A 23,660-nucleotide genomic window follows, 5' to 3' on the forward strand; every position below is an offset into this window, starting at 1 on the left:
CAACGCTGGACTTCCGTGCGGCTGCTGATGTGCGTTCGCCTGTCGAGGCGCCGGCATCCGAGCGTCCGTCGAAGAACCAGTCGACAGACGGTGCCGCCACCGCAGCCTCAACACCAGTTAGATGCTGTGAGCGCCTGTTCGACGGCCATCACCAATCCACATTTGCACCACGGGCTCGGCAGGAATTCCGGCCACGGGATGCCTCCCTTCGCCGCGTCCCTCCTCCTCTGCCGGTTCGGTTTGGATTATGATTGCCCAGTTGATGACCAAGTTGGCGGGGAATACGAGTGATCAACGCAATCAAGGTCGCTGCGCGTGGCTGGTGTTTTGCCGCGCTCTCTATGCCCATCTTGGCCGAGGTGATTGAGCCGAAGCCCTTGTCATCGCTCAACATCAAGCCCGGCATTCCGCGGACGATCGAGATCGCCCTCGCTAGGTAGATTAGCGCGAAACCCTCGCAAAGCCCTCCATAGCATCTGGCGGATACTTCAATCCGCGCTACATCTGGTCAGGAGTGAGAGATGATAATTTCAACTCAAATGACAAGGAACTATCCAAATTTGGCAAAATGGATTAGCGAAAATTTGCCAAAAGTAAAAAACAAAGCCAAGATTTACAAGTCATTTCTTAAATATTCAGAGTTAAACAAGACAGTTGGCAGCGCAGCTTTGACGCTAGGGAACACACCAACAATAGACTATCGATTTATGCCAGGTTCAAATGGCCAATTCGAAGGAGAAACATTCAAGGACACCGTTTTCATTTCGAACGAAATCTGTGATAAATTTGAGAATTCAGCCAAGGACGCCAAAGATAAGAGAATGCACATTCTGATAGAATCCACGATATTGCATGAGATGGTGCATTGGGGAGATTTCAAAGACGGCATCGATCAGCCAGATGAAGAGGGTAAAAAATTTGAAATAGCGGCCTATGGAAAAGACATCAATAGGTATTGGTGATGCCTAAAATACTTCGTATAGGAATAAGTATCGCCAGATGCCTTATGGCATCATCCTTAATAATTATCATTTTTAAATTCGGAGGAGGACCAGTGATGGCACAAGATAAAAGTATTGAAAAAATTCTTAACACCTTGATAAACAATTCTGAACTTGAAAAATACTACCATGTGGACGTCCGCCCTGAACGCAAGCCCCTGATAATCGCACTCAAGGGAGTTAAAGTCGGAGACGGCATTTCGCTAAACAAATTCAACGTTCCGGTCGAAATTCGCGAGGGAGACGCTAAAGGCGCTGGCGTTCTAACCGTCAATTTCGTTAAGTCGGGCAAGGACACAACCGAGATCGAATTCACCTACGCCGCCGAGGGCTTACGCGGTCGGGCAACCTTCGAGACAGCAGGTGACAAGGTCGTGCTGCGAAAATTTTCGATCATCGAGGGCTGAGCCGGACCGCTGCCGCGTCGTTGACCTGCGTGGCAGCGATACTATCCGGAGATGCGCTCATCATGCCATCCGTATTCTGCGCACTCCCGCAGGCGACCTTACTACGGTCGACGCTACGCCAGTGATCAGGAAGCCTACGAGGCCTTCACGGCCCGCCTGGAGGGCCATGACGCGGTCCTGACCAGCTCGCGGGCGGAGCGCCCGTCCTGGCGCGATGACGAGGCCGTTGTGGCGGCGCACGATTGAGCGCAACGCCTAGACGGGATTAGCTGCCGCCGCAATCAGCAGACTGGAGGACCAGACGGAGAACAGGCAGCCCAAACCAAAACGCGCCAATCTCCCCAAACCGGCGAAATCGCCGAAAATCAGGGATAAAAATCAAAGAGTTACGGAGACCGCAAAAACCGAATGGCGCTCCCATGGGGAATCGAACCCCAGTTTTCGCCGTGAGAGGGCGACGTCCTGACCGCTAGACGATGGGAGCAGCGCGGCAAGGCCGTCCGTATAATCGGCACCGGCCCGCGCCGCAAGCCCTTCCGTGCAGTCGAAGACGAAAAACCTGCGGACGAGCAAAGACCTCGTCCGCAGATGATCGCCCTACCCCTACTCCGCCGCTTGCACGCCCTGCGCCGGAACCAGCGCCGGATAGTCGGTGTAGCCCCTGGCGTCGCCGCCATAGAAGGTCGCGACATCCGGCGTGTTGAGCGGGGCGTCCAGCTTCAGCCGCTCCGGCAGGTCGGGATTGGCGATGAACAGCCGGCCGAAGGCGATGAGATCGGCTTCGCCCTTCTCCACCGTCTCGATCGCGAGTTCGCGGGTAAAGCCGTTATTGGCGATGTAGGCGCCGCGGAAGGACTTGCGCAGGGCCAGATAGTCGAAAGGCAGGTAGTCGCGCGCATCGCGCGTCGCGCCCTCGACGACGTGGATGAAGGCGATGCCGCGCTTGTCGAGTTCGCCGACGAGATGGCCGAACAGTGCCTGCGGGTCGGAATCGCGGACATCGTTGGCCGGGCTCACCGGCGAGATGCGGATGCCGACTCGTTCCTTTGGGAACACCTTGCTCACCGCGTCGACCACCTCCAGCGTCAGGCGGACGCGGTTTTCGATCGAGCCGCCATAGGCGTCCTGACGCTGGTTCGAGCCGTCGCGCAGGAACTGGTCGAGCAGGTAGCCATGGGCGCCATGCAGTTCGATGCCGTCGAAGCCTGCGGCCTTGGCGTTCTGCGCGGCGCGGACATAATCGGCGACAATGCCGGCAATCTCGTCGAGCCGGAGCGCGCGCGGCTCGGATACCTCGGCGAAGCCGCTCTCGATATAGGTCTTGGTCTTAGCCTGCAGCGCCGAGGGCGCGACCGGCGGCTGGTTGCCCGGCTGCAGCGAGACATGGCTGACACGGCCCACATGCCAAATCTGCGCGAAGATCACGCCGCCCTGCTCGTGAACCGCATCGGTCACGGCTTTCCAGCCGGCGACCTGTAGCTCGCTGTATATGCCGGGCGTCCAGATATAGCCCTGGCCCTGCTGCGAGATCTGCGTCCCTTCGGTGATGATCAGCCCGGCACCGGCACGCTGGCGGTAATACTCGACATTGAGCGCGTTCGGCGCATCATCGTGCTTGTTGCTGCGATTGCGGGTCAAAGGCGCCATCACGACGCGGTTCTTCAACTCGAGATCGCCGAGGCGGAACGGCGTGAACAGCTTGGCGGGGGAGGCATGACTCATCGTGGCGATCCTTGTCGCGAAGCGGCGCTAAGGCCGCAGGAGGCATCCATGGCGCCGGTCACCGTGAGGCGGGCCGGGGCCGTCGCAAGCAAGATAGGTGAGATGGCAGGGAATGGCAGGGGCTGCCCTGCCCTGCTCGCGAGAAAGCGAAGACACTCTCCTTGCGGCCTCCATCGCGCATGAGCCTTTCCGAAAATCCCGAACAGACCGGAAAAACCCTCTCCACGCGCTGGCTGCAGCGTGGGCGCAGCTGGCTGCGAACAGGCATCGGCAGTGCCGTTGGCCTCGTCTATCCGCCCGCATGCGTCGGCTGCCGGGCTGCCACGAGCGAGGCGCAGGGCCTGTGCGCCCAATGCTGGGCCGGGCTCGGGCTGATCGAGCGGCCCTATTGCGAGCGGCTCGGCACGCCCTTCGAGGTCGATCTCGGCCCGGGGCTGATCTCGCCGGCGGCGATCGCCGATCCGCCGGTCTTCGCTAGGGCCCGCGCCGCCTGCCGCTTCGACGGCACCGCGCGCGAACTGGTGCACCGGCTGAAATATGGCGACCGCACCGAGCTCGCCCTGATGCTCGGGCGGATGACGGCGCAGGCCGGCCGCGAGCTGATCGCCGAGGCCGATCTCGTCGTGCCGGTGCCGCTGCACCGCTTCCGCCTGTGGACGCGGCGCTTCAACCAGGCGGCGGCGCTGGCGGCGGCGATCGCCCGGCAATCGGGCCTGCCAGCTGCGCCGCAGGCACTCGCCCGCGTCAAGCGCACGAGACAGCAGGTCGGACTGACCAAGGCCCAGCGAGCCGACAACCTGCAAGGTGCCTTCAGGGTCCTGCCAGCCATGCGCCCGCTGGTCGAGGGACGGCGCATCCTGCTTGTCGACGATGTCCTGACCACCGGTTCGACTGTCAACGCCGCTTCGCGCGCCTTGCTGCGCGGCGGGGCGAGCGCCGTTGACGTACTGACCTTCGCCCGGGTCGTGACGGAAGCGTGACGGCTCCCTATATTGCCAGGCGAAGCATTCTTTCGGGATAGGCTAATGCCGCAGGTCACGATCTACACCACGGGCTGGTGCCCCTATTGCCATGCCGCCAAGGCGCTGCTGACCAGGAAGGGCGTCGCCTTCGAGGAGATCGGCGTCGATGGCAAGCCGGAGCTGCGCCAGGAGATGACGGCCAAGGCCGGCGGGCGCACGAGCGTGCCGCAGATCTTCATCGGCGGGCGCCATGTCGGCGGCTCCGACGATCTGCACGCGCTCGATGCCCGCGGCGAGCTCGACCCGCTGCTGAAGGCCGCCTGAAGGAGATCAGCCGATGACCGCGCCACGCTTCACCGCCGCCTGCGTCCAGATGCGTTCGACGCGCGATCCCCTGCGCAACCGCGACGACGCGGTCCGCTTGATCCGCGAGGCTGCGGCCGCCGGCGCGAACTTCGTCCAGACGCCGGAGGTCACCAATCTCTGCGAGCGCGACACCAAGGTCCTGCGCGAGACCAGTCAGAGCGAGGACCAGCATGAGGTGTTGGCCGGGCTGCGGCAGGTGGCGCACGAAACCAAGGTGTGGCTGCAGATCGGCTCGCTCTCGGTCAGGGCCGGCGAGAAGATCGCCAATCGCGCCTATATGATTGATCCCGCCGGTGAGATCGTCGCGCGCTACGACAAAATCCATCTCTTCGACGTCGATCTGCCCAATGGCGAGACCTGGCGCGAATCCAACACCTTCACTGGCGGCGACCGGGCGACCCTGGTCGAGACGCCCTGGGGGCTGGTCGGGATGTCGATCTGCTACGATGTCCGCTTCCCTTATCTTTATCGCGCCGAGGCCGAGGCCGGCGCCTTCATGCTGACCGCGCCGGCCTGCTTCACCCGCCAGACCGGCGAAGCGCATTGGCAGGTGCTGCAGCGGGCGCGCGCCATCGAGAACGGCGCCTTCATGATGTCGGCGGCTCAGGGCGGCCTGCATGAGGACGGCCGCGAGAGCTATGGCCACTCGATCATCGTCGATCCCTGGGGCCGCGTGCTGGCCGAGGCCGGCAACGAGCCCGGGCTGATCATGGCCGAGATCGACCTTGCCTTGGTCGCTGACGCTCGCCAGCGCATCCCGACCCTGCGCCACACCCGCTCCTTCGCGGTCGAGACCCGCAAGGGCGAACTGCGGCTCGACGCGGCGGAGTGAGCGCGAAACTTGTCGCGGAACGGCCGCGCCCCTATCTGCAGCCGTTCCGGCAGGCCTTTTGAGTAGACATGATCCGTTACACCCTGATCTGCGACAACGCCCACGAGTTCGAGAGCTGGTTCGCGAGTTCCTCCAGCTTCGACGAGCAGGCGAAGCGCGGCTTCGTCACCTGCCCGGTCTGTGACAGCGCCAAGGTCGAGCGCGCGGTGATGGCCCCCGCCGTGGCCCGGACGGATCGTGGCCCGCGACCGGCGGAACCTGCGCCTGAGGCCTCGGCACCATCGCCCGCACCCGTTCCCTCCCCTGCCCCCGCTCCCCAGCCGGCCGCGCTGATGGGCGAGAAGGAGATGGCGTTCCGTGCCATGCTGACCGCACTGCACGAGCATGTCGCCGCCAACGCCGAGCCGGTCGGCAAGCGCTTCGCCGAGGAGGCGCTGAAGATCCATCACGGCGAGACCGAGAACCGCGCCATTTATGGCGAAGCCTCCGCTGAGGACGCCCAGATGCTGCATGAGGAAGGCGTCGAGTTCCTGCCGCTGCCGCGCCTGCCGGAAGGGCGGAACTAGCACCCTGTTCCATCACCAGGATTGGTCATCCCGGGCGACCGAAGGAAGACCCGGGATCCATTCCGGAACCTATCCGATGAAGGTTCAGGCATGGATCCCGGATCGGCGCCGCTTCGCGGCTTGTCCGGGATGACTTAGGAAGGTGCATCGCCTCTCTTCCCAATCCTCTTGCATTCCCCACATCGCGGGCATATACCCGCACCTATGTCGGTTCCCTGCATCTGCACGACGCTGCGCTCGGCCTCGCGCCGGATGATCGCCTTTTATGACGAGACGATCGCTCCGGTCGGGGTCAATATCGCGCAGTTCAGCCTGATGCGCTCGATCGCCCGCGTCGAGCCGGTGACGCTGACTGCGCTCGGCCGCCGGGTCGAGCTCGACCGCTCGACTATCGGCCGCAATGTCCGCGTGCTCGAGAAGATGGGTCTGGTCGAACTCGGCCGCGGCAAGGATCAGCGCGAGGCCACCGTCGCGCTGACCGGGGCCGGACACAAGGTTCTGGAAGACGGCGCTCCTCTCTGGGACGGCGCCCAGAAAGCCCTCGACGACCGCCTCGGCGTCGAATTCATGCGTCAGCTCCACTCCGCCCTCGATTCACTCTGATTTTCTGAAACAGATACGGGCATATACCCGTAAATAAGGAACGCCCCATGCCGACAGACCTCGCAGACCAACCACAGCCCATCGGCCTCGCCGCCGCCTTCGCCCGTCGCGGCATCCATTATGGCTGGGCCGTGGCGGCGGTGACCTTCCTCACCATGCTGGTCACCGCCGGCGCCGTCGGCGCGCCGGGCGTGCTGCTCCTGCCGCTGCAGAAGGAATTCGGCTGGGCGACCTCCGAGATCTCCTCGGCGCTGGCAGTCCGGCTGCTGTTGTTCGGGCTGATGGCGCCCTTTGCCGCCGCCTTCATGAACCGCTTCGGCGTCCGACCCGTCGCCCTCGTGGCGCTCAGCCTGATCGCGGCGAGCATCATCGGCTCCTTCTTCATGACGCAGCTCTGGCAGCTGGTGCTGCTCTGGGGCTTCGTGCTCGGCTTCGGCACGGGCCTGACCGCCATGGTGCTCGGCGCCACCGTCGCAACGCGCTGGTTCGTGCAGCGCCGCGGCCTCGTCGTCGGCCTGCTCACCGCCAGCACCGCGACCGGCCAGCTCGTCTTCCTGCCCTTGCTCGCGGCCCTGACCGAGCAGGTCGGCTGGCGCGCCGCCATGACCTTCGTGCTCGGCATGATCGCGCTCGCGGCGATCGGCATCCTCGCTCTAATGCGCGATCGGCCGGTCGATGTCGGCCTCGCCCCCTATGGCGCAACGCAGATCGTGCCGGCCCCGGCTCAAGCTGCCAGCCTCGGGGCGATGCTCGCCTCGCCACTCGTCGCGCTGCGCGATGCGGCGAAGACCAGCACCTTCTGGATCCTGTTCGGTACCTTCTTCGTCTGCGGCGCCAGCACCAACGGGCTGGTGCAGACCCATTTCGTCTCGCTCTGCGGCGACTACGGCATGGCGGCGGTGACGGCAGCGAGCGTACTCGCGGTGATCGGCATCTTCGACTTCCTCGGCACCGTCGGCTCCGGCTGGCTCTCGGACCGCTATGACAGCCGCTGGCTGCTGTTCTGGTATTACGGCCTGCGCGGGCTCTCGCTGCTGTTCCTGCCCTTCACCGACTTCTCCTTCTACGGCCTTTCGATCTTCGCGATCTTCTATGGGCTCGACTGGGTCGCGACCGTGCCGCCGACGATCAAGATCGCCGCCGACCGCTTCGGTGAGAAGGCGACATTGGTCTTCGGCTGGGTCTTCACCGGCCACCAGCTCGGCGCCGCCTTCGCCGCCTATGGCGCCGGCTTCAGCCGCACCGTCTATGACAGCTACCTGCCGGCCTTCTTCATCGCCGGCGCGCTCTGCCTCTTCGCCGCCGGCTTCTGCATCATGATGCGCGGCGGCGAGGCCAAGCCCATTCCCGCCGCCGCCTGAACGGAGACCTCGCGATGACCTCCCTGCCCTATCGCAGCGCCCTGATCGTCGGCGCCGGCTCCGGCATCAGCGCCTCGGTTGCGCGTGCCCTGGCAGCACAAGGCGTCAAGGTCGGCCTCGCCGCCCGCAACACGGAAAAACTCGCCGCGCTCGCGGCCGAGACCGGGGCCACAACCTTCCAGGTCGATGCCTCCGATCCGGCCGCGGTAGCTAGCTTATTCGAAGCGGCAGACGACGGGATCGGCGAACCCGATATCGTCGTCTACAACGCCAGCGGCCGCCTGCGCGGGCCGATCGCCGAGCTCGATCCAGCTGCTGTCGCGCAGGCGCTCGCCGTCACCGCCTATGGCGCGTTCCTGGTCACGCAGCAGGCGGCGAAGCGGATGCTGCCGCATGGACGCGGCGCGATCCTGCTCACCGGCGCCACCGCCGGCATCAAGGGGTTTGCGCTGTCGGCGCCCTTCGCCATGGGCAAGTTCGCCTTGCGCGGCCTTGCCCAGAGCGCCGCGCGCGAACTCGGGCCGAAGGGCATCCATGTCGCGCATTTCGTCATCGACGGCGTCGTGCGCAGCACCCGCCATCCCGATGCGAACGACAACACGCTCGATCCGGATGCCATCGCCCAGAGCTATCTCGATGTACTCAGGCAGCCGCGCAGCGCCTGGTCGCTCGAGGTCGAGCTCAGGCCCTGGGTCGAGAGCTTCTGACCTCGTTCAGAGCTTCTCCATCGGTGGCACCTTGAAGGTTTCGACCGTCGAGGCGCCGCCGGCGAGCAGCACCTCCCATTCGGCCTCCGCCTTCACTCGCGCCAGGCAGGGCGCGAGCTTGGCCTCGACCAGCGCATGCGGCACGAAGACGAGGCCGTCATCGTCGCCGACGACGAGGTCATGCGGCTGCACGGCGACGCCGCCGAAGACGATAGGCCCGTTGACGATGCCGCGCTCCATCGAGGAGGGGCCGCGCGGCATGACCCAGCGCGAGAAGAAGACGAAGTCCGGCCATTGCGACACTGGCCCGACATCGCGCACCGCGCCGTCGACGACGACGCCGGCAATGCCCTTGCGCCGGGCCGCACCACCGAGCAGGTCGCCGATCATCGCCGCATCCTTGCGCCCGCCAGCCGCGACCACGATGACGTCGCCGCGCTCGGCAATGCTGATCGCATGGTGCACCGGCCCGTAATCGGCCGGCTCGCACCAGGCGGTGATCGCCTGGCCGACCAGGCGCTTGCCCGGCGCGAAGGGTCGTATCGGCCGGATCGCCGGATCGGCATGGCCGGTGCCGCCGAGCTGATCGGCGATCACCGAGCTCGGCACCGCCTGCCAGGCGTCGATCAGGGCTTGCGGCAGGCGTGGATGGGCGGGCGTGGCGAGACGGGTCGGCATCGGCGTTTCCTCGGTTCTTATGGCTTGTTGATTCAGGCCGCCCGGCCGGGCCGCTCGGCGAGCAGGCGGCGTACCGCCCGTTCGAGCCGGCGCACGCCCTCGACCAGCACCTCCGGCGGCGAACGCGTGAAATTGACCCGCATCGCGCTCTTCAAGGCGCCCGAAGGGTCGAACACGCTCGACGGCACGAAGGCGACATTCTCTGCCAGCGCATGGGAATAGAGCGCATCGGTGTCGATCGCCTCGTCCTTGGCGCGCATCCAGACGAACATGCCGCCCGGCGGCACCTCCCACTCGAACCAGTCGGAGAGATGCGCGGCCGCGGCAGCGCAGAGCGCATCGCGACGCTCACGATAGGTCGCTACGATCTTCGGGATGTGCTGCGCCTCGAAATCGCTCTCGATCATCTCCAGCGCGATCGCCTGCGTCAGCAGGCTGGAGGCGATGTCGGTCGACTGCTTGGCCAGCGCCAGCGTCGAGATCAGCGAAGCCTCGGCCACGACCCAGCCGACGCGCAGGCCTGGCGCCAGGCTCTTCGACAACGTGCCGAGATAGATCACCGGCCCGGCATAGGCGCCGTTGGGATGGCGCTGCGCATGATGGGCGAGAAGGCTCGGCCCGGCCGGCCCGTCGAATTGCAGCGGCAGATAGGGGTCGTCCTCAAGCAGCCAGGTCCCTGCCGCCTCGACCTTGTCGAGCAGAGCCGCGCGCTCATCCTGCGAGACCAGCACGCCGGTCGGGTTGGAATAGTTCGGCACGGCATAGACGAACTTGGCCTGGCGCAGGGCCGCATCGTGGCCGGGCGCCTGCAAGCTCCAGTCGAGCCTCTCATAACGCGGCATGCGCGGGCGCCAGGCGTCGAGCGCGCCGAGATAGGTCGGGAATTGCGAGAGGATCAGCTCGCCGGGATCGACCAGCGCCTTGCCGACGAGGTCGAGTCCCTGCATCGCACCGGTCGTCAGCAGCACGTTCTCCAGCCCGAAGCGACGCCCTGTCGTGGCGCTGAAGCGCTCGGCGATCGCCGCCCGCAGCGCCGGCAGGCCCTCGATCGCGCCGTATTCCAGGATCTGCGTGCCCCAGCGCGTCAGCGCCCGTTCCTGCGCCGCGCCGATCGCCTCGACCGGGTAGATCTCGGAGGCCGGCAAGCCGCCGGCGAGGCTGACCACCTCGGGCCGCCCGCCGATCGCCATGAACTGCTGGGTGATGCTGTTGCCGGTCGAGAGCCAGCTCGCCAGGGCGGGTCGCTCTCCCGGCCGCCGCGCATTCGATGTCACCATGACGCCTGCACCGTTGTTCCTTCGAGCGGAAACCATCGCCCTGACGCGAGTATGTAGCAGGTCAGGCGCGAGACATCCGTGCAATGATAGACTGCTTTACAGGATCGGCGCGATTTATCACCTTCAGGCGAAATTTCAGGAGTGAAATTCGCTCATGATCGATTTGGATCGCATCGACCGGAAGATCCTGGCCACGCTGCAGCAGAACGGCCGCATCTCCAACCTCGACCTCGCCGAGGCGGTCGGCCTCTCGCCGACGCCGTGCGCCCGCCGCATCAAGCGACTGGAGGAGGCCGGCGTCATCGAAGGCTATGCGGCAAAGATCAGCCCGGCGGCGCTCGGCTTCAGCATCTGCGTGATGGTCAGCGTCAAGCTCGCCAAGCAGAGCCCTGACGCCGCCGAGCAGTTCATGACCGCGATCCGCGCTCAACCAGAGATCACCGAATGCCTGCTGGTCACCGGCAATGTCGATTATCTCCTGCGCGTCTGGGTCAAGGACATCGAGGCGCTGCGCAGTTTCATCAGGGAAGCCCTGCAGGCGATCCCCTGCGTCGCCGAGACCTCGACCATGGTCATCCTGGAGACGCAGAGCGCGAACCGGCTGTTGAACGTCCCAGTCCCAGGCCGGAAAGCCCGGCCCCGCGGGGCCGACCTCCCCGCAGATCGGGTCTGAAACGGCTCATCCGAAGGTCGCACACGACTTCCGCGGCCCACTGGCGTTATCTTCGCTGCAGTGCAACAATCGAGATTGCACGAGCACAGCAAGACGGCACGGCAGGGAGCGAGCATGAACGCGATCGATCCGCTTCGGAATCAGGTCCAGCGCGACAAGCCCTGGATTTTCCGGACCTATGCCGGCCATTCCGACGCGTCAGAATCGAACAAGCTCTACCGGACCAATCTCGCCAAGGGCCAGACCGGTCTCTCCGTCGCCTTCGACCTGCCGACCCAGACCGGCTACGACCCCGACCATGTGCTCTCGCGCGGCGAGGTCGGCAAGGTCGGCGTGCCCATCACCCATCTCGGCGACATGCGGGCCCTGTTCGACCAGATTCCGCTGGCGCAGATGAACACGTCGATGACGATCAACGCGACGGCGGCCTGGCTGCTCTCGCTCTACATCGCCACCGCCGACGAGCAGGGCGCCGACCGCGCCGCCTTGCAGGGCACGACCCAGAACGACCTCGTCAAGGAATACCTGTCGCGCGGAACCTATGTCTTCCCGCCGCGCCCCTCGATGCGACTGACCACCGACATCGTCGTGTTCACGGCGCGCGAGCTGCCGAAATGGAACCCGACGAACGTCTGTTCCTATCATCTGCAGGAGGCCGGCGCCTCACCGGTGCAGGAGCTCTCCTTCGCCTTGGCGACCGCGATCGCCCTGCTGGAGTCGATCAGGGCCCGGCCGGAGGTTGCGCCGGAGGAGTTCGGCAGCGTCGTCGGCCGCATCTCCTTCTTCGTCAATGCCGGCATGCGCTTCGTCACCGAGCTCTGCAAGATGCGGGCTTTCGTCGATCTCTGGGACGAGATCACGCTGAAGCGCTTCAGCGTGCTGGAGGAGCAGCACCGCCGCTTCCGCTATGGTGTCCAGGTCAACTCGCTGGGGCTGACCGAGCCGCAGGCCGAGAACAATGTCTACCGCATCCTGATCGAGATGCTGGCGGTGACCCTCTCGAAGAAGGCGCGCGCCCGCGCCGTGCAATTGCCGGCCTGGAACGAGGCGCTCGGCCTGCCGCGCCCCTTCGACCAGCAATGGTCGCTGCGCATGCAGCAGGTGCTGGCCTATGAGACCGATCTGCTCGAATTCGGCGACATCTTCGATGGCTCCAAAGAAATCGACGCCAAGGTCGAGGCGCTGAAGGCCGCTGCGCTGGAGGAACTGGCCAAGATCGACGCGATGGGCGGCGCGCTCGCCGCGGTCGAGAGTGGCTACATGAAGATGGCGCTGGTCGAGAATGGCGCCCGGCGCATCGAGGCGATCGAGCGCGGCGAGCAGGTCGTCGTCGGCGTCAACAAGTTCACCACCAGCGAGCCCTCCCCGCTTTCGGCCGGCGACGGCGCCGTCGTGACCGTTCCGGATTCGGTCGAGATCGAGGCGGTCGGCCGGCTGAAAGCCTGGCGCGCCGCGCGCGACGGCAAGGCAGTCGAGGCCGCGCTCACCGAGCTCGCCAGCGCGGCCAAGGAGGACCGCAACGTCATGCCGGCCTCGATCGCCTGCGCCAAGGCCGGCGTCACCACCGGCGAATGGGCCCAGACCCTGCGCGAGATCTTCGGCGAGTATCGCGCCCCGACCGGCGTCGACACCACCAAGCTCGGCGACGATGCCGGCCTCGCCACGGTCAAGGCCGCCGTCGCCAAGGCGACCGAGCGACTCGGCCGGCCGCCGCGCTTCCTCGTCGGCAAGCCCGGCCTCGACGGCCACTCGAACGGCGCCGAGCAGATCGCCGTGCGCGCCCGCGACGCCGGCATGCAGGTCTCCTATGGCGGCATCCGCCAGACGCCCGAGGAGATCGTGACGCAGGCCAAGGAGACGGACGCCGACATCATCGGGCTCTCCATCCTCTCCGGCTCGCATTTGCCGCTGGTTCGCGACGTCACCGCGCGCCTGCGCGTCGCCGGAATGGATGTTCCCGTCGTGGTCGGAGGCATCATTCCCCCCGATGACGAGAACGCGCTCCGCAATATGGGCGTCGCCCGGGTCTACACGCCGAAGGACTTCGCCCTCGACGGCATCATCGGCGATGTCGCCGGGCTGGCGGCGAAGAAGGGCTGAGGGCTGGTTCGCCACTCAATCATTGTCATCCCGGACAAACGGCGATAGCCGCGCCGATCCGGGATCCATTCCTGAGCCTTTCCGATCGAGGTTCCGGAATGGGTCCCGGGTCTCCGGAGCCTGCCTTCGGGCCGACCGAAGATCGGACCCGATGGGTCGCCCGGGACGACTCGTATCACGCGAGCCACATTCCCCAGCTCTCCGCAGGCGCGAAAAGAGCTCAGGCTTCCCCAAGCGCGTGCGGATGATTATCGTCCCGAAACCGCTCGATTGTCGCCATAGTCCTGGCGTCGATCGGGTTGAATGGCGGCAGCCGGCAGGGCCGCAAGGGATTCGCTGAGGAGAGGAATGAGCGCATGCCCGCATGGCTGCAGACCAATTTGACCGGGACCAACATCCGCGCCGCCTTCATCGGCGCCATGGGCCTTGCCCTGGCGGGACCCGCCGCGGCCCAGACAATGGGCTTCGACCCCAGCGATTTCGGCAAGATCAGCATGCCGCGGCGCCAGAGCACCGGCGACGCCGCCACCCAGATCGAGAACAACAAGGGCGCCTTCGAGCCGATCGCGGAGCTCGATCAGCGCGATCCGCTCGCCAAGATGGCCAAGCCCATCGGGCGCCTCGACATCCTCCTGAAGGACAACAAGACGGGCAAGCAGTCCGGCGCCCATTGCACCGGCGAGCTGCTGCCGGGCGACTATGTCCTCACCAACCACCACTGCCTGCCGCAGAGCGGCGAGATGACGCCGGTGCGCGCCATCATCGTCATGGATTTCCTGACGCAGGACGGCAAGGGGGCCAAGGTCTTCGAGCTCGACCCCAAGCCGGTCGAGTTCAACGCCAACCTCGACTACGCCATCACCAAGGCGAAGGGCAATCCGACCGCGACCTATGGCTCGGTCAAGCTCGCGGCGACGCCGTCCGGCGGCGCGCCTTCACTGATGGTGATCCACCACCCGGCCGGCCGCCCGAAGGTGATGAGCCGCTTCCGCTGCATGGCGACGCGCCAGCAGGGTGACGCGGCCGAACTGCGCCATCGCTGCGATACGCTCGGCGGCTCGTCCGGCTCGCTGCTCTACAATGCCAGCAATGCCGGTATCGCCTTGCACAAGCAGGGCGGCCTCGCCCCCAACGACCCGAACAGCTACAACACCGCGACCAGCATGACCGCGCTGCTCCAGGCCAGCCCGCTGCTGCGCAAGATGGCGGGAGCGGGCGGACAGGCCCCGGCTGCGGATGGCGGCGGTTCGGTCGCCTCGGGCGGCGGGCAGGACGACCAGCCGAGCTCGACCGAGCGCAGCACCCTGCGCGGCTCCGACAATCTCGACACCGACGGGATGAACTCGCTGCTGAAGAACTGAAGCGGGGCATCATTCGGGGGCGCCGTGGAACGGCGAACCCGGCCCCATGAACACCACGCTATTCCAGATCGTCATGCTCGCCCTTGTGGCGAGCATCCACGTCTTGGACACCGCGCTGCCCGAAGCAAGACGTGGATGGTCGGGACAAGCCCGACCATGACGGAAAGGGCAGTTGTGAGCTCAGGCCTTCAGCCAGCCTCGCCGTGACTGCGCCCGTAAGAATTGCGCGACGGCGAGTGCCAGCCGGCGAGCGCGGCCGGATCGGCCTCGTAGATCTCGACCTTGAGCGGGTGGCAGACGGCGACGTCGCTCGAATGGGTCTGGCCGCAATCGCCGCCCGGACAGGCCGAGATCGCCCCGAGCAGGTCGATCTCGGCGAAGAGCTCGAGGAAGTCGCCGGGCCGGACCGGGCTCGCCTTCATGAAATACTGCTGCGTGTCACGGGTGAAGCCGGTGCACATGAAGACGTTGAGCACGTCATGGACATGGTGCTCGACCTCGCGTGCCGAGAGCCCCCTCGCCTGTCCCAGCGCCCGGGCGAGGTTCGAATGGCAGCAATGATGGTAGTCGCCGCCATCGCCGAGCAGCCGGTGGGTATAGGGATCGCAGCGCGTGCCGATCACGTCGTGCACGCCGGCGCCGTCCTGGTCGAAACCGTACCAGCCGAGCGTGTCATGGGTGATCGTCGCCATCGGCCGCAGATGCGGCAGGCTGCTCCAGAGCCGATCGCCCAGCCCGACATGGGTCGCGTGAAGGGCACGCGTCTTGCCGCTGAAGAAGCGCTCGTCGAGATCATCAGCGTTCCAGAGATTGAGGTCGCCGACCTGCGGCCCCTCGATGCTGACGACCCGGAAGAAGTGGCCTTTCGGCACGCGGAAGCTGCCGGCCTCGCGCGGCGGCACGATGATCTCGTCGCGCTTGGTCAAGGTCTGGCGGGCACGCGCCAGCATCGCCATGTCGGCGCCGGGCAGGCTGCCATTGGGATAGACCACGACCGGCGGCTTGCGCCGGCGCTCCTCGGCATCGACGGGGGCGATCACCTGCGAATCCATGGTCATGACTTGCTCCGCCGACGTAACTGTCCGCGGATTCCCTATCGGGAGCGGCGGGCGCGGTCCAGACTGCGGAACGTCAGACCAGCCCGCTGCTCTTCAGCGTCTGGTAGGCCTTGAGGATTTCCTGCAGCCGGCCTTCGCGCGAGCGGTCGCCGCCATTGGCGTCGGGGTGGAAGCGCTTCACCAGCTCCTTGTAGCGCGCCTTGATCGCGACGCGGTCGGCGCTCTCGTCGAGGTCGAGCGTCTCCAGCGCCTTCTTCGCCAGCACACCGACCCTGGGCTCGGCCCGTTCCTGCTCGCGGCCGGCGCGGCCACGGAACAGGTTGAAGGCATCCTGCATCTCCGGCCCGCCGGCCTCGCGCCCGCGCTGCGCCATCCGCGCGGCACTGGCGTTGACGCCGAGCTTCCAGGTCGGCCGGTGGCCGATCTCCTCCTGCTTGGCATAGGCCGCCAGCGCCTCGTCGTTCATGCCGGCGAAGTAGTTGTAGGTCGCGTTATAGGCCTTCACATGCTCGAGGCAGAACTGGAAGAACTTGCCTTCCTTGCCGCGCCCCATCGGCGCGCGGAACTCGCCCGCCTTGGCGCAGCCGGGATGGTCGCAAAGACGCGCATCGGCCTCGACCACCTCCTCCGCCTCGGAAGGGCCGATCCTGATCCGGTCGAAAAGGCGCGAGCTGAAGTTCATCGTCTCATGGTTATGCGGGCGGAACGCTGCGCCGACAAGCCGGCCGCCGCGCGGATCGTTCCGCGCTTGCAGCAAGCCGATCGCCTTGGCGGCAGCTTGACCCTGATTGCTTAAGGAACCCGGCTCAGCCGAAGCAGCCGGGACGCCCCCTAGATAGTATTCTCACGCTCCGAACTCAACGGCCGCACGCCGCATCGCCCCCGGCAGCAAGTGCACGCTTCGACATGAGAGCCCGGAAAATCCGGCTCCAATGAGGCAGCGCCGCAGAAGCTCGATCTTGACCCTCGGGCGCAGATGGGTGTTCTCGCAATCAAGGGGCGTCAGCGCTCCACTTGCTCACGAAAGAAACCCGCATGCCGACCATGGCCGACCGGATCGCCGGCAAGCTCACCACCGAGCTGACGCCCGAGCATCTCAAGGTGATCGACGAATCCCACCAGCACCACGGCCATGCCGGCTGGCGCGAGGGTGGCGAGACGCATTTCCGCGTCGAGATCGTCTCGCCCGCCTTCACCGGCAAGAGCCGGCTGGAGCGCCATCGCCTGGTCAACGCGGCGCTCTCGGAAGAACTCGCCGGCGGCGTGCACGCGCTGGCGATCGCGGCGCGGGCACCGGGCGAGGCCTGAGCCTCAGGCCGCCTTCCGTTCCGGCGTCGCCAGGTAGATCGCGGTCGAGAGCAGCAGCAGCGCTGCAAAGCCCCAATGCATGTTGGCGAACGCAGCCGCCGCACCCTGCCCGTCGGCCCGCTGCGTCGCGACGAACCAGCCGGAACCCCACTGGATCAGCCCGGCCCCGGCGATGAACAGGAAATTGATGAAGGTCATGCCGCGCCCGACCAGGTGCGCCGGGAAGAACTCGCGCGCATGTGCCATCAGGATCGCATAGGTGAAGCCGGTTCCGCCGATGATCGCAAAGAGCAGGATGGCGCCGGCCAGCGACTGCGCGCCGATCAGCGCCAGCAGCGCGAATCCGATACCAGTGGCCACGGTGCCCCAGGCGACCAGCGCCTTGCTGCGACCCGCCCGCTTCTGCAGCGCGCCATAGACGAAGGCGCCGACGACCATCATCGTCGCCATGCCGAGTGCGGCATGGCCGGCGGCGATGCTGTCGAGCCCGTGCACCTGGGTCATATAGGGCGCGATCCACAGGCCTCGCGCCGTCGCGATGATCGCGTAGCCGACGAGGGTGATCGGCGCGAGCAGCCAGAGCGGCCCGATCGCGACAATGCTCTTCAGCCCCTGCAGCAGCCCCTCATGCTTGCCCGAAGCGTCGGTTACTGGGGGCGGATCGCGCACCAGCGCCGCGGCGAGCATGGTCGCAAGCAGGAAGGCCACGGCGAAGGCGAGCATGGTCGGGCGCCAGCCATAGGCCTGGGCCGCCAACGCCAGAGGCGCAGCGCCGACGAGATTGCCGAGCGAGCCGAGGCCGATGAAGATCGAGGTCAAAAGGCCGAAGCGCGCCGGCGCCTCCGTTCGCGCAAACAGATAGAGCGACGACATGAAGATCGGCGAGCAGCCGACGCCGACCAGCGCCATCGCCGCCGTGGCGGTGCTGGCATTGCCGGCCTGCGCGAACAGGAAGGCGCCGACGGAGCCGATCGCCATGGTCACCGCCACCGTCCGGCGCGGCCCGAGCCGGTCCAGCGCCCAGCCGACCGGAAACTGTGCCAATGCGAAGGCGATGAACCACGAGGCTCCGAGCAGGCCGAACTCGGCCGGCCCGATGCCGAGGTCACCCATCACCGGCGCAGCGATCACGCTCAGGAAGGAGCGATAGAAGATCGACAGCACATAGGCCGGCAGCAGCGCGAAGAAGATGGTCACGCCGCCCCCCGGCCCATGTCAGAACAGCCGCCGACTTGAACTCGTCGGCTGCCCTCGCCTCACTTCACCCGCTCGAGCACCGATACGTAGTTCGCCACCGCAGCGCCGCCCATGTTGAAGATGCCGCCGAGGCGTGCATCCTTCACCTGCATGCCCTCCGGCGCTTCGCCGACGAGTTGCATGGCCGAAAGCACATGCATGGAAACGCCGGTCGCGCCGATCGGATGGCCCTTGGCCTTGAGGCCGCCGGAGACGTTGACCGGCAGCTTGCCGTCCTTCTGCGTCCAGCCTTCCTTGATGGCGCGGGCGCCCTCGCCTTCCTTGGTCAGGCCCATCGCCTCGTATTCGAGCAGCTCGGCGATGGTGAAGCAGTCATGCGTCTCGACAAAGGAGAGATCGTCGAGCGCGACGCCGGCATTGGCCAGCGCCTGCTGCCAGGCGCGCGCGCCGGCCTCGAACTTCAGGATGTCGCGGCGCGACAGCGGCAGGAAGTCCTGGACATGGGCCATGCCTCGGAAGCCGACGGCGCGGCGCAGGGTCTTGGCGGTCTCTTCATCGGCAAGCACGAGCGCGGCGGCGCCGTCCGAGACCAGCGAGCAATCGGTCCGCTTCAGCGGGCCGGCGACGTACGGGTTCTTCTCGCTCTCCTCGCGGCAGAAGGCGTAGCCGAGATCCTTGCGCATCTGGGCGTAGGGGTTGTCGACGCCGTTCTTGTGGTTCTTGGCCGCGATCATGGCGAGCGCGTCCGACTGGTCGCCATGGCGCTGGAAATAGGACGAGGCGATCTTGCCGAACACGCCGGCAAAGCCGCCCTGAACGTCGCTCTCCTGTGCGAGATAGGAAGCCTTCAGCAGGTTCTTGCCGATCTCCGGCCCGGGCGTCGTGGTCATCTGCTCGACGCCGACGACCAGCACCACCTTGGCCGCCCCCGCCTTGATCGCGCGCACGCCCTGATGAACGGCCGCCGAGCCGGTGGCGCAGGCGTTCTCGACGCGCGTCGCCGGCTTGAAGCGCAGCGCCGGATCGGCCTGCAGCACGAGGGAAGCGGTGAAGTCCTGGGCCGAGAAGCCGGCGTTGAAATGACCGAGCACGATCTCGTCGACCTGGTCGGCGGTAATGCCGGCATCGACCAGCGCGTCGGTGGCGACGCGAACAATCAGGCTCTCGACCGTCTCGGTATCCTGCTTACCGAAAGGCGTGTGGGCCCAGCCGACGATTGCAGCGCTCATAGCCATCTCCTGGTTGATGTGCAGATACACTATATCTGCCTCCGCGCACTCGCGGCCACAAGCCGGCAAGCGCGCATTCCTCCTGTGCGAGGAAAGGCCAACGAACCCGGTCCGAGTCAAGCTGAACCATGGCCCTGTGTCAGCGCGCGAAGGCCCGCTCTGCGATCAGGACATGGCAATCGCCTCAGCGCAATTGCTTCTCGACCGCGGACAGTGCCTTGTCCTTGCGGCAGGCCGAGAGCGGCCGCGCCTTGGCCGAGACGACCTCCAGGATGTTCTTCTCCTCGGCATCGACCTTCACGGTCAGGCAGGCGCAGCCATAGCCGTAGCTGGCATTGCCGCTCTTGCGCCATTCACCCGGCTTGTAGGGCGGCGACCAGTCACCTTCCGCCTGATGCCCGCCCTGCACTGCGATCGTCCACTCGCCATCCTTGTCGTAGAGCGAGGCATTGCCCGGGGTCGGATTGTCGAGCCAGCCGCAGCGCTGCTCGCTGCCCGGCTGCTGCGCCGTGGCTGAGCCGGCACCGAGGATCAGGGCCACCGTGGCCGCGGCGAGTGACCGGCGGATCATAGGAAGAACCTCGATTGGCTGGTGAAGCGGGCTCCCGGCAGCGGCATGCCGGCGAGGCTGGAATCGATCGGCGGCGCGAAGGTGATCGGCCGCTGCGGCCCGGCCGCCAGCAGCACGGCCTCGAACACCTCGGCGATCGCGGCGATGTCCTTGGCGTGATCGGAGCCGTTCACCATGGCGCGCGCGCCGGTATAATTGCGCGCCTTGCCACTGAAATAGGTCGAGAACTTCCTGCCGTTGGCGAAGCCATCTCCGGTGAGCATGCCATGCGACATCACCGCGTAGGCGATGGCCGGCGTCTTCACCAGTTCCGGGTCGAGCAGCAGGTTGAGCCCCTGGCCGATGGCGACACCGGTCGTCGCATAGTTCGACCACCAGGTCAGCTGGACATAGCCGCGCCCGAAATAGGCGAGCTCGGTACCGGTATCGTCGTTATAGGCCTTGACCGCGGCGCCGCCATCGACCGTGCCCATCTTGGCGCCCTTGGTCAGCTTCGAGACCACGCCGCCCGCAGTGATCTTGAACTGGTCGCCATCCTGCTCGGTGACGCGGACGCTGCCGTCGGCGAGCTTCGCGACCTTGACCGGCTCGTGATATTTGCGGCCCTTGCCATGGCCGACCTCGTCGACCGGCGCCATCGTCATCAGCCAGGCGCAACGCTTCAGCATCACGGCCTTGCCGGCCTTGTCGACCAGCGGCTTGCCCTTCTTGTTCTTGGCCTGCACGAAGCTCGTGACCGGGCTCGTGGTCTCCCAGGCGACGGTCGCCAGCATATAGGCGGCCCAGCGCACATCGGTGATGCTGGTGTCCCGGTTGATCAGGCGCAGCAGCACCAGAAGGTCGGGAATCGCATTGGCGTTGTAGCGCGGCTTCTTGCCGAAACGGTCCCGGAATTCCCGTTCGAAGATGCGCTCGTCATAGGTCCCGACATAATGATAGGTCGCCGCCATCATCCATCTCCGTAAGCCCGTCGCTTCGGGCGTACGCAGCGACTGCGACAAATCCGTGTCTCGATTTTTAAATCGCCAGCAGAAGTAGAGCCCCGACGCCGGCGACGATCATCGCCATGCCCAAAAGCTCGCGCCAGCTCGTGCCCTCAGAGAAGATCCGGCGCGAAGCGATCTGCGCCAGCGGCACCTCGACCAGCGCCAGCGTGCGCACATTGGCCGCCGTCGTCAGCGAGAAACCGAGGAACCAGCATTGCGACGCGGCTGCACCGAGGAAGCCGGCAGTAAGCGAGCGGCGCCAGTTGCGCAGGCTGAGGATCAACGCCGGGCGGTTGGCGACGAGCATGTAGAGCGTCAGAAGCAAGGTCTGCAGCGCCAGGCCCAGAGCGAGGATCGTCGTCGCCCGCATCAGGAAATGCCCCTCGGGCAGGGCCTGGATCGCACCGCGAAAGCCGATCGCCGAGAGCGCGAAGGCGGCGCCCGCGCCGATCCCGAGCGCAGCCGGGCGCATCCCCGCCGCGCTGAGCTTGTCGCCCGGCTTCCACGACATCAGCACGACGCCGGCAGTGGCGACGACGATCGCTGCGAATTTCGGCCAGCCCAGGGCATCGCCGAGCAGCGCCGCGCCGAACAGCGCGACCTGCACCGGCTCGGTCTTGGTGTAGGCGGTCGTCACCGCGAAGGAGCGTTCGCGCATCGCCGCCAGCATCAGCGCCGTGGCGAGGATCTGCGTCAGAGCCCCGAAGACGGCAAAGCCGAAGGCGCGCAGATCGGGTATCGGCGGCAAGGCACTGCTGGCGAGGCAGACCAGGACGAGGAAGAGCAATGCGAAGGGCAGGCCGAACAGGAAACGCACCTGCGTCGCGCCGACGACGCCGATCACCTCGGTCAGCGAGCGCTGAGTCAGGTTGCGCGCGGTCTGGAGCAGCGAGGCGGCGAGCGTCACCGGTATCCACAGAAGGCTGAAGCTCACGCGCCGAAGTCCCGTAGAAAGAGCAGCGCAATGCTTTGGACTGCTACGCCACGCTAGGCAAATCACCCGATGAAGGGTAGGTATGCGTCATGAGCGAGGCAGGATTGTCGCCCGCCGTCTCGAAAATGCCTCAAGCGTCGCGTTGAAGCCCCAGGCCCCCGCCAAGACAGGTTCAGACCTCAGCCGATGATCGCACTTCGCCTCGCCGCCGGCGCAACCCTCGCCTCGCTCCTCGCTGCCGCCGTTCCGGCTCAAGCCGGCACGAGCGTGGTGGTCGACGCCTCGAGCGGCGCCGTCCTGTCGAGCGAGAACCCGACCCAGGCCTGGCATCCAGCCTCCACGACCAAGATGATGACGCTTTATCTCGCGCTCAAGGCCGTGCGCGCGGGCAAGCTCGGGCTCGAGACCGCGATCCCCGCCTCGAAGCGGGCTGCCAGCCAGCCGCGGGTCAAGGTCTACATCAAGGCCGGCCAGGAAATCACGCTCGACAACGCCATGCGCATCATGATGGTGAAGTCGGCCAACGACATCGCCTATGTCATCGCCGAAGGCGTCGGCGGCGATGTCGAGACCTTCGTCTCGATGATGAATGCCGAAGCCCGGCGGCTCGGCATGAACGACACCCATTTCGTCAACCCGAACGGCTGGCACCATCCCGACCAGCAGACCAGCGCCCGTGACCTCGCGGTGCTCGCCATGGCGCTGATGAGCGAGTTCGGCGAGTACTCCGACTACTGGAACACCGGCGCCGTCCAGCTCGGCAAGCAGGTGCTGAACAACACCAACGGCCTGGTTGGCCGCTATTACGGCATCAGCGGCATGAAGACCGGCTTCGTCTGCGCCTCCGGCTTCAACGTCGTCTCGACCGCCACGCGCAATGGCCGCACCCTGATCGCCGTCGTGATGGGCGCCAGCTCAGGTGCGGAGCGCACCGTCAAGGCAGCGCAATTGCTCGACGAGGGCTTCGGCAAATGGGGCGGCTTCGGCGGCAGCATCGCCAGCATGCCGTCGGGCAATGGCGGGCGCGCCTACAGCATCTGCGACAGCGTCCGCCGCGGCGGCCACGCGTTGGGCGACGACACCGAGACGTCCGGGCCGATCAGCTTCATCTCGACCAATAGCGGCATCGGCGGCAATGCCGAGGGCACCTCGGACCGCTTTGCCGTGGCGGTACCGCAAGGCGGCTCCTCCGGCTCGGTTCTGACCCGCGCCCCTTCGGGCCGCGTCACGCTCGGTCCGCGCGCCAAGTTCGAGCCGATCCAGGTCTCCTTCGGCCGCTCGCCAGGCTCCGCCTCGGCCCCGCTCGCCGCCAATGTCGTCGCCAGGCCCGACACCCAGGTTGCGCGCGAAACGATCCAGCCGGGCGCGCCGGTCGCCGCCGGCCTCGTCTCCGGCAACCGCACCTTCTCGCGCAATGGCGCGATCCCGCCCACCTCCTCCGCCTTCGCGCCAGTCACGCCGACGCCGGAAGAGCGGCCTGCTGCGGCTGCGCTCGGCTCCGGCCCCTTGCGCCTGCAGGGAGCGATCCAGCCCGGCGCCGCGACGCCCGCGAGCCTGCGCCCGGGCGCAGCCGCCGGCATCAAGGCTGCGAACAAGCCGGCCGCCAAGCCATTGCTGACCAGGTCAAAGCAGGAAAAGGCAGAGCCGGCCAAGGCCAAGCCGAGCCAGGCGCAGGCCAAGCCGCTGGCGAAGCCGCCGGCCAGGCCGGGAGCGAAGCCCGCCGCCAAACCCGACGCCAGCAAGCCCGACGCCTGATCCGCC

At 66.3% G+C, this 23,660-nt stretch carries 25 protein-coding genes and 1 tRNA gene; 15 read left to right on the plus strand and 11 right to left on the minus strand.

From position 1 onward, the window contains the following. Positions 1 to 287 precede the first annotated feature (287 nt). The 3 genes from VGV58_RS18830 to VGV58_RS18840 all read left to right on the plus strand — a co-directional run bounded on the left by VGV58_RS18830 (position 288) and on the right by VGV58_RS18840 (position 1,408). Positions 288 to 440 (plus strand): hypothetical protein, encoded by a 153-nt coding sequence (locus tag VGV58_RS18830; RefSeq protein ID WP_326875558.1) that lies wholly within the window; start codon positions 288 to 290, stop codon positions 438 to 440. Positions 441 to 521: 81 nt separating this feature from the next. Further along, positions 522 to 962, plus strand: a complete 441-nt coding sequence (locus tag VGV58_RS18835) for a hypothetical protein (protein WP_326875559.1) — start codon at positions 522 to 524, stop codon at positions 960 to 962. A gap of 95 nt (positions 963 to 1,057) precedes the next feature. Further along, positions 1,058 to 1,408 (plus strand): hypothetical protein, encoded by a 351-nt coding sequence (locus VGV58_RS18840; protein WP_326875560.1) that lies wholly within the window; start codon positions 1,058 to 1,060, stop codon positions 1,406 to 1,408. 409 nt (positions 1,409 to 1,817) lie between these two features. On the opposite strand, the gene VGV58_RS18845 is transcribed toward VGV58_RS18840, so the two are convergent. Further along, positions 1,818 to 1,892 (minus strand) — tRNA-Glu (locus tag VGV58_RS18845). 119 nt (positions 1,893 to 2,011) lie between these two features. Then, on the minus strand, positions 2,012 to 3,130 hold the full coding sequence (locus VGV58_RS18850) for an alkene reductase (protein WP_326875561.1): 1,119 nt from the start codon (positions 3,128 to 3,130) through the stop codon (positions 2,012 to 2,014). Between the two features lie 179 nt (positions 3,131 to 3,309). Here VGV58_RS18850 and VGV58_RS18855 point away from each other — a divergent pair, with 179 nt between their 5' ends. The 7 genes from VGV58_RS18855 to VGV58_RS18885 all read left to right on the plus strand — a co-directional run bounded on the left by VGV58_RS18855 (position 3,310) and on the right by VGV58_RS18885 (position 8,527). Next, positions 3,310 to 4,110, plus strand: a complete 801-nt coding sequence (locus tag VGV58_RS18855; protein ID WP_326875562.1) for a ComF family protein — start codon at positions 3,310 to 3,312, stop codon at positions 4,108 to 4,110. 45 nt (positions 4,111 to 4,155) lie between these two features. Next, positions 4,156 to 4,416 (plus strand): glutaredoxin 3, encoded by a 261-nt coding sequence (grxC, locus tag VGV58_RS18860; RefSeq protein ID WP_326875563.1) that lies wholly within the window; start codon positions 4,156 to 4,158, stop codon positions 4,414 to 4,416. A 13-nt stretch (positions 4,417 to 4,429) separates the two neighbouring features. Then, positions 4,430 to 5,290: a carbon-nitrogen hydrolase family protein gene (locus VGV58_RS18865; RefSeq protein WP_326875564.1), complete on the plus strand. Its 861-nt coding sequence runs from the start codon at positions 4,430 to 4,432 to the stop codon at positions 5,288 to 5,290. A 68-nt stretch (positions 5,291 to 5,358) separates the two neighbouring features. After that, positions 5,359 to 5,856, plus strand: coding sequence for a DUF1178 family protein (locus VGV58_RS18870; protein ID WP_326875565.1), 498 nt, complete (start codon positions 5,359 to 5,361; stop codon positions 5,854 to 5,856). Positions 5,857 to 6,060: 204 nt separating this feature from the next. After that, a complete protein-coding gene (locus VGV58_RS18875; protein ID WP_326875566.1) occupies positions 6,061 to 6,459 on the plus strand; it encodes a MarR family winged helix-turn-helix transcriptional regulator in 399 nt (132 codons plus the stop codon). Between the two features lie 47 nt (positions 6,460 to 6,506). Continuing rightward, a complete protein-coding gene (locus VGV58_RS18880) occupies positions 6,507 to 7,820 on the plus strand; it encodes an MFS transporter (RefSeq protein ID WP_326875567.1) in 1,314 nt (437 codons plus the stop codon). Between the two features lie 14 nt (positions 7,821 to 7,834). Continuing rightward, the gene (locus tag VGV58_RS18885; RefSeq protein ID WP_326875568.1) at positions 7,835 to 8,527 is read left to right on the plus strand and encodes an SDR family NAD(P)-dependent oxidoreductase; all 693 of its coding nucleotides are present in this window, start codon (positions 7,835 to 7,837) and stop codon (positions 8,525 to 8,527) included. Between the two features lie 6 nt (positions 8,528 to 8,533). Here VGV58_RS18885 and VGV58_RS18890 read toward each other — a convergent pair whose 3' ends face one another. Together VGV58_RS18890 and VGV58_RS18895 are read right to left on the minus strand one after the other, a co-directional pair. Then, positions 8,534 to 9,205 carry an RraA family protein gene (locus VGV58_RS18890; RefSeq protein WP_326875569.1) on the minus strand — a complete coding sequence of 224 codons (672 nt, stop codon included), beginning with the start codon at positions 9,203 to 9,205 and terminating at the stop codon, positions 8,534 to 8,536. 32 nt (positions 9,206 to 9,237) lie between these two features. Next, positions 9,238 to 10,482, minus strand: a complete 1,245-nt coding sequence (locus VGV58_RS18895) for an aminotransferase-like domain-containing protein (protein ID WP_326875570.1) — start codon at positions 10,480 to 10,482, stop codon at positions 9,238 to 9,240. Between the two features lie 154 nt (positions 10,483 to 10,636). On the opposite strand from VGV58_RS18895, the gene VGV58_RS18900 reads away from it, so the two are divergent. The 3 genes from VGV58_RS18900 to VGV58_RS18910 all read left to right on the plus strand — a co-directional run bounded on the left by VGV58_RS18900 (position 10,637) and on the right by VGV58_RS18910 (position 14,616). Then, the gene (locus tag VGV58_RS18900) at positions 10,637 to 11,155 is read left to right on the plus strand and encodes an Lrp/AsnC family transcriptional regulator (RefSeq protein ID WP_326875571.1); all 519 of its coding nucleotides are present in this window, start codon (positions 10,637 to 10,639) and stop codon (positions 11,153 to 11,155) included. Positions 11,156 to 11,269: 114 nt separating this feature from the next. Further along, complete coding sequence (locus VGV58_RS18905) at positions 11,270 to 13,255, plus strand: protein meaA (RefSeq protein WP_326875572.1); 1,986 nt, start codon at positions 11,270 to 11,272, stop codon at positions 13,253 to 13,255. A gap of 356 nt (positions 13,256 to 13,611) precedes the next feature. Then, complete coding sequence (locus tag VGV58_RS18910; protein ID WP_326875573.1) at positions 13,612 to 14,616, plus strand: trypsin-like serine peptidase; 1,005 nt, start codon at positions 13,612 to 13,614, stop codon at positions 14,614 to 14,616. A gap of 188 nt (positions 14,617 to 14,804) precedes the next feature. Here VGV58_RS18910 and VGV58_RS18915 read toward each other — a convergent pair whose 3' ends face one another. Together VGV58_RS18915 and VGV58_RS18920 are read right to left on the minus strand one after the other, a co-directional pair. Beyond that, positions 14,805 to 15,674: an urea carboxylase-associated family protein gene (locus tag VGV58_RS18915; protein WP_326875574.1), complete on the minus strand. Its 870-nt coding sequence runs from the start codon at positions 15,672 to 15,674 to the stop codon at positions 14,805 to 14,807. Positions 15,675 to 15,747: 73 nt separating this feature from the next. Then, positions 15,748 to 16,431, minus strand: coding sequence for a J domain-containing protein (locus VGV58_RS18920; protein ID WP_326875575.1), 684 nt, complete (start codon positions 16,429 to 16,431; stop codon positions 15,748 to 15,750). Between the two features lie 278 nt (positions 16,432 to 16,709). Between VGV58_RS18920 and VGV58_RS18925 the strand changes: the two genes are divergently transcribed. Continuing rightward, complete coding sequence (locus tag VGV58_RS18925; protein WP_326875576.1) at positions 16,710 to 16,982, plus strand: BolA family protein; 273 nt, start codon at positions 16,710 to 16,712, stop codon at positions 16,980 to 16,982. A 3-nt stretch (positions 16,983 to 16,985) separates the two neighbouring features. On the opposite strand, the gene VGV58_RS18930 is transcribed toward VGV58_RS18925, so the two are convergent. The 5 genes from VGV58_RS18930 to VGV58_RS18950 form a co-directional block, all read right to left on the minus strand. Further along, on the minus strand, positions 16,986 to 18,179 hold the full coding sequence (locus VGV58_RS18930; protein WP_326875577.1) for an MFS transporter: 1,194 nt from the start codon (positions 18,177 to 18,179) through the stop codon (positions 16,986 to 16,988). A gap of 59 nt (positions 18,180 to 18,238) precedes the next feature. Continuing rightward, complete coding sequence (locus VGV58_RS18935; RefSeq protein ID WP_326875578.1) at positions 18,239 to 19,408, minus strand: acetyl-CoA acetyltransferase; 1,170 nt, start codon at positions 19,406 to 19,408, stop codon at positions 18,239 to 18,241. A gap of 184 nt (positions 19,409 to 19,592) precedes the next feature. Continuing rightward, positions 19,593 to 19,979 carry a DUF4087 domain-containing protein gene (locus VGV58_RS18940; protein WP_326875579.1) on the minus strand — a complete coding sequence of 129 codons (387 nt, stop codon included), beginning with the start codon at positions 19,977 to 19,979 and terminating at the stop codon, positions 19,593 to 19,595. Continuing rightward, positions 19,976 to 20,929 (minus strand): glycoside hydrolase family 19 protein, encoded by a 954-nt coding sequence (locus VGV58_RS18945; protein ID WP_326875580.1) that lies wholly within the window; start codon positions 20,927 to 20,929, stop codon positions 19,976 to 19,978. Before VGV58_RS18945 ends, VGV58_RS18940 begins: the two co-directional genes overlap by 4 nt. Before the next feature lie 67 nt (positions 20,930 to 20,996). Further along, positions 20,997 to 21,899 (minus strand): EamA family transporter, encoded by a 903-nt coding sequence (locus tag VGV58_RS18950; RefSeq protein ID WP_326875581.1) that lies wholly within the window; start codon positions 21,897 to 21,899, stop codon positions 20,997 to 20,999. A 186-nt stretch (positions 21,900 to 22,085) separates the two neighbouring features. Here VGV58_RS18950 and VGV58_RS18955 point away from each other — a divergent pair, with 186 nt between their 5' ends. Next, positions 22,086 to 23,654, plus strand: coding sequence for a D-alanyl-D-alanine carboxypeptidase family protein (locus tag VGV58_RS18955; RefSeq protein WP_326875582.1), 1,569 nt, complete (start codon positions 22,086 to 22,088; stop codon positions 23,652 to 23,654). Positions 23,655 to 23,660 lie beyond the last annotated feature (6 nt).

This window comes from Allobosea sp., from assembly GCF_035944895.1.
GTDB lineage: Bacteria > Pseudomonadota > Alphaproteobacteria > Rhizobiales > Beijerinckiaceae > Allobosea.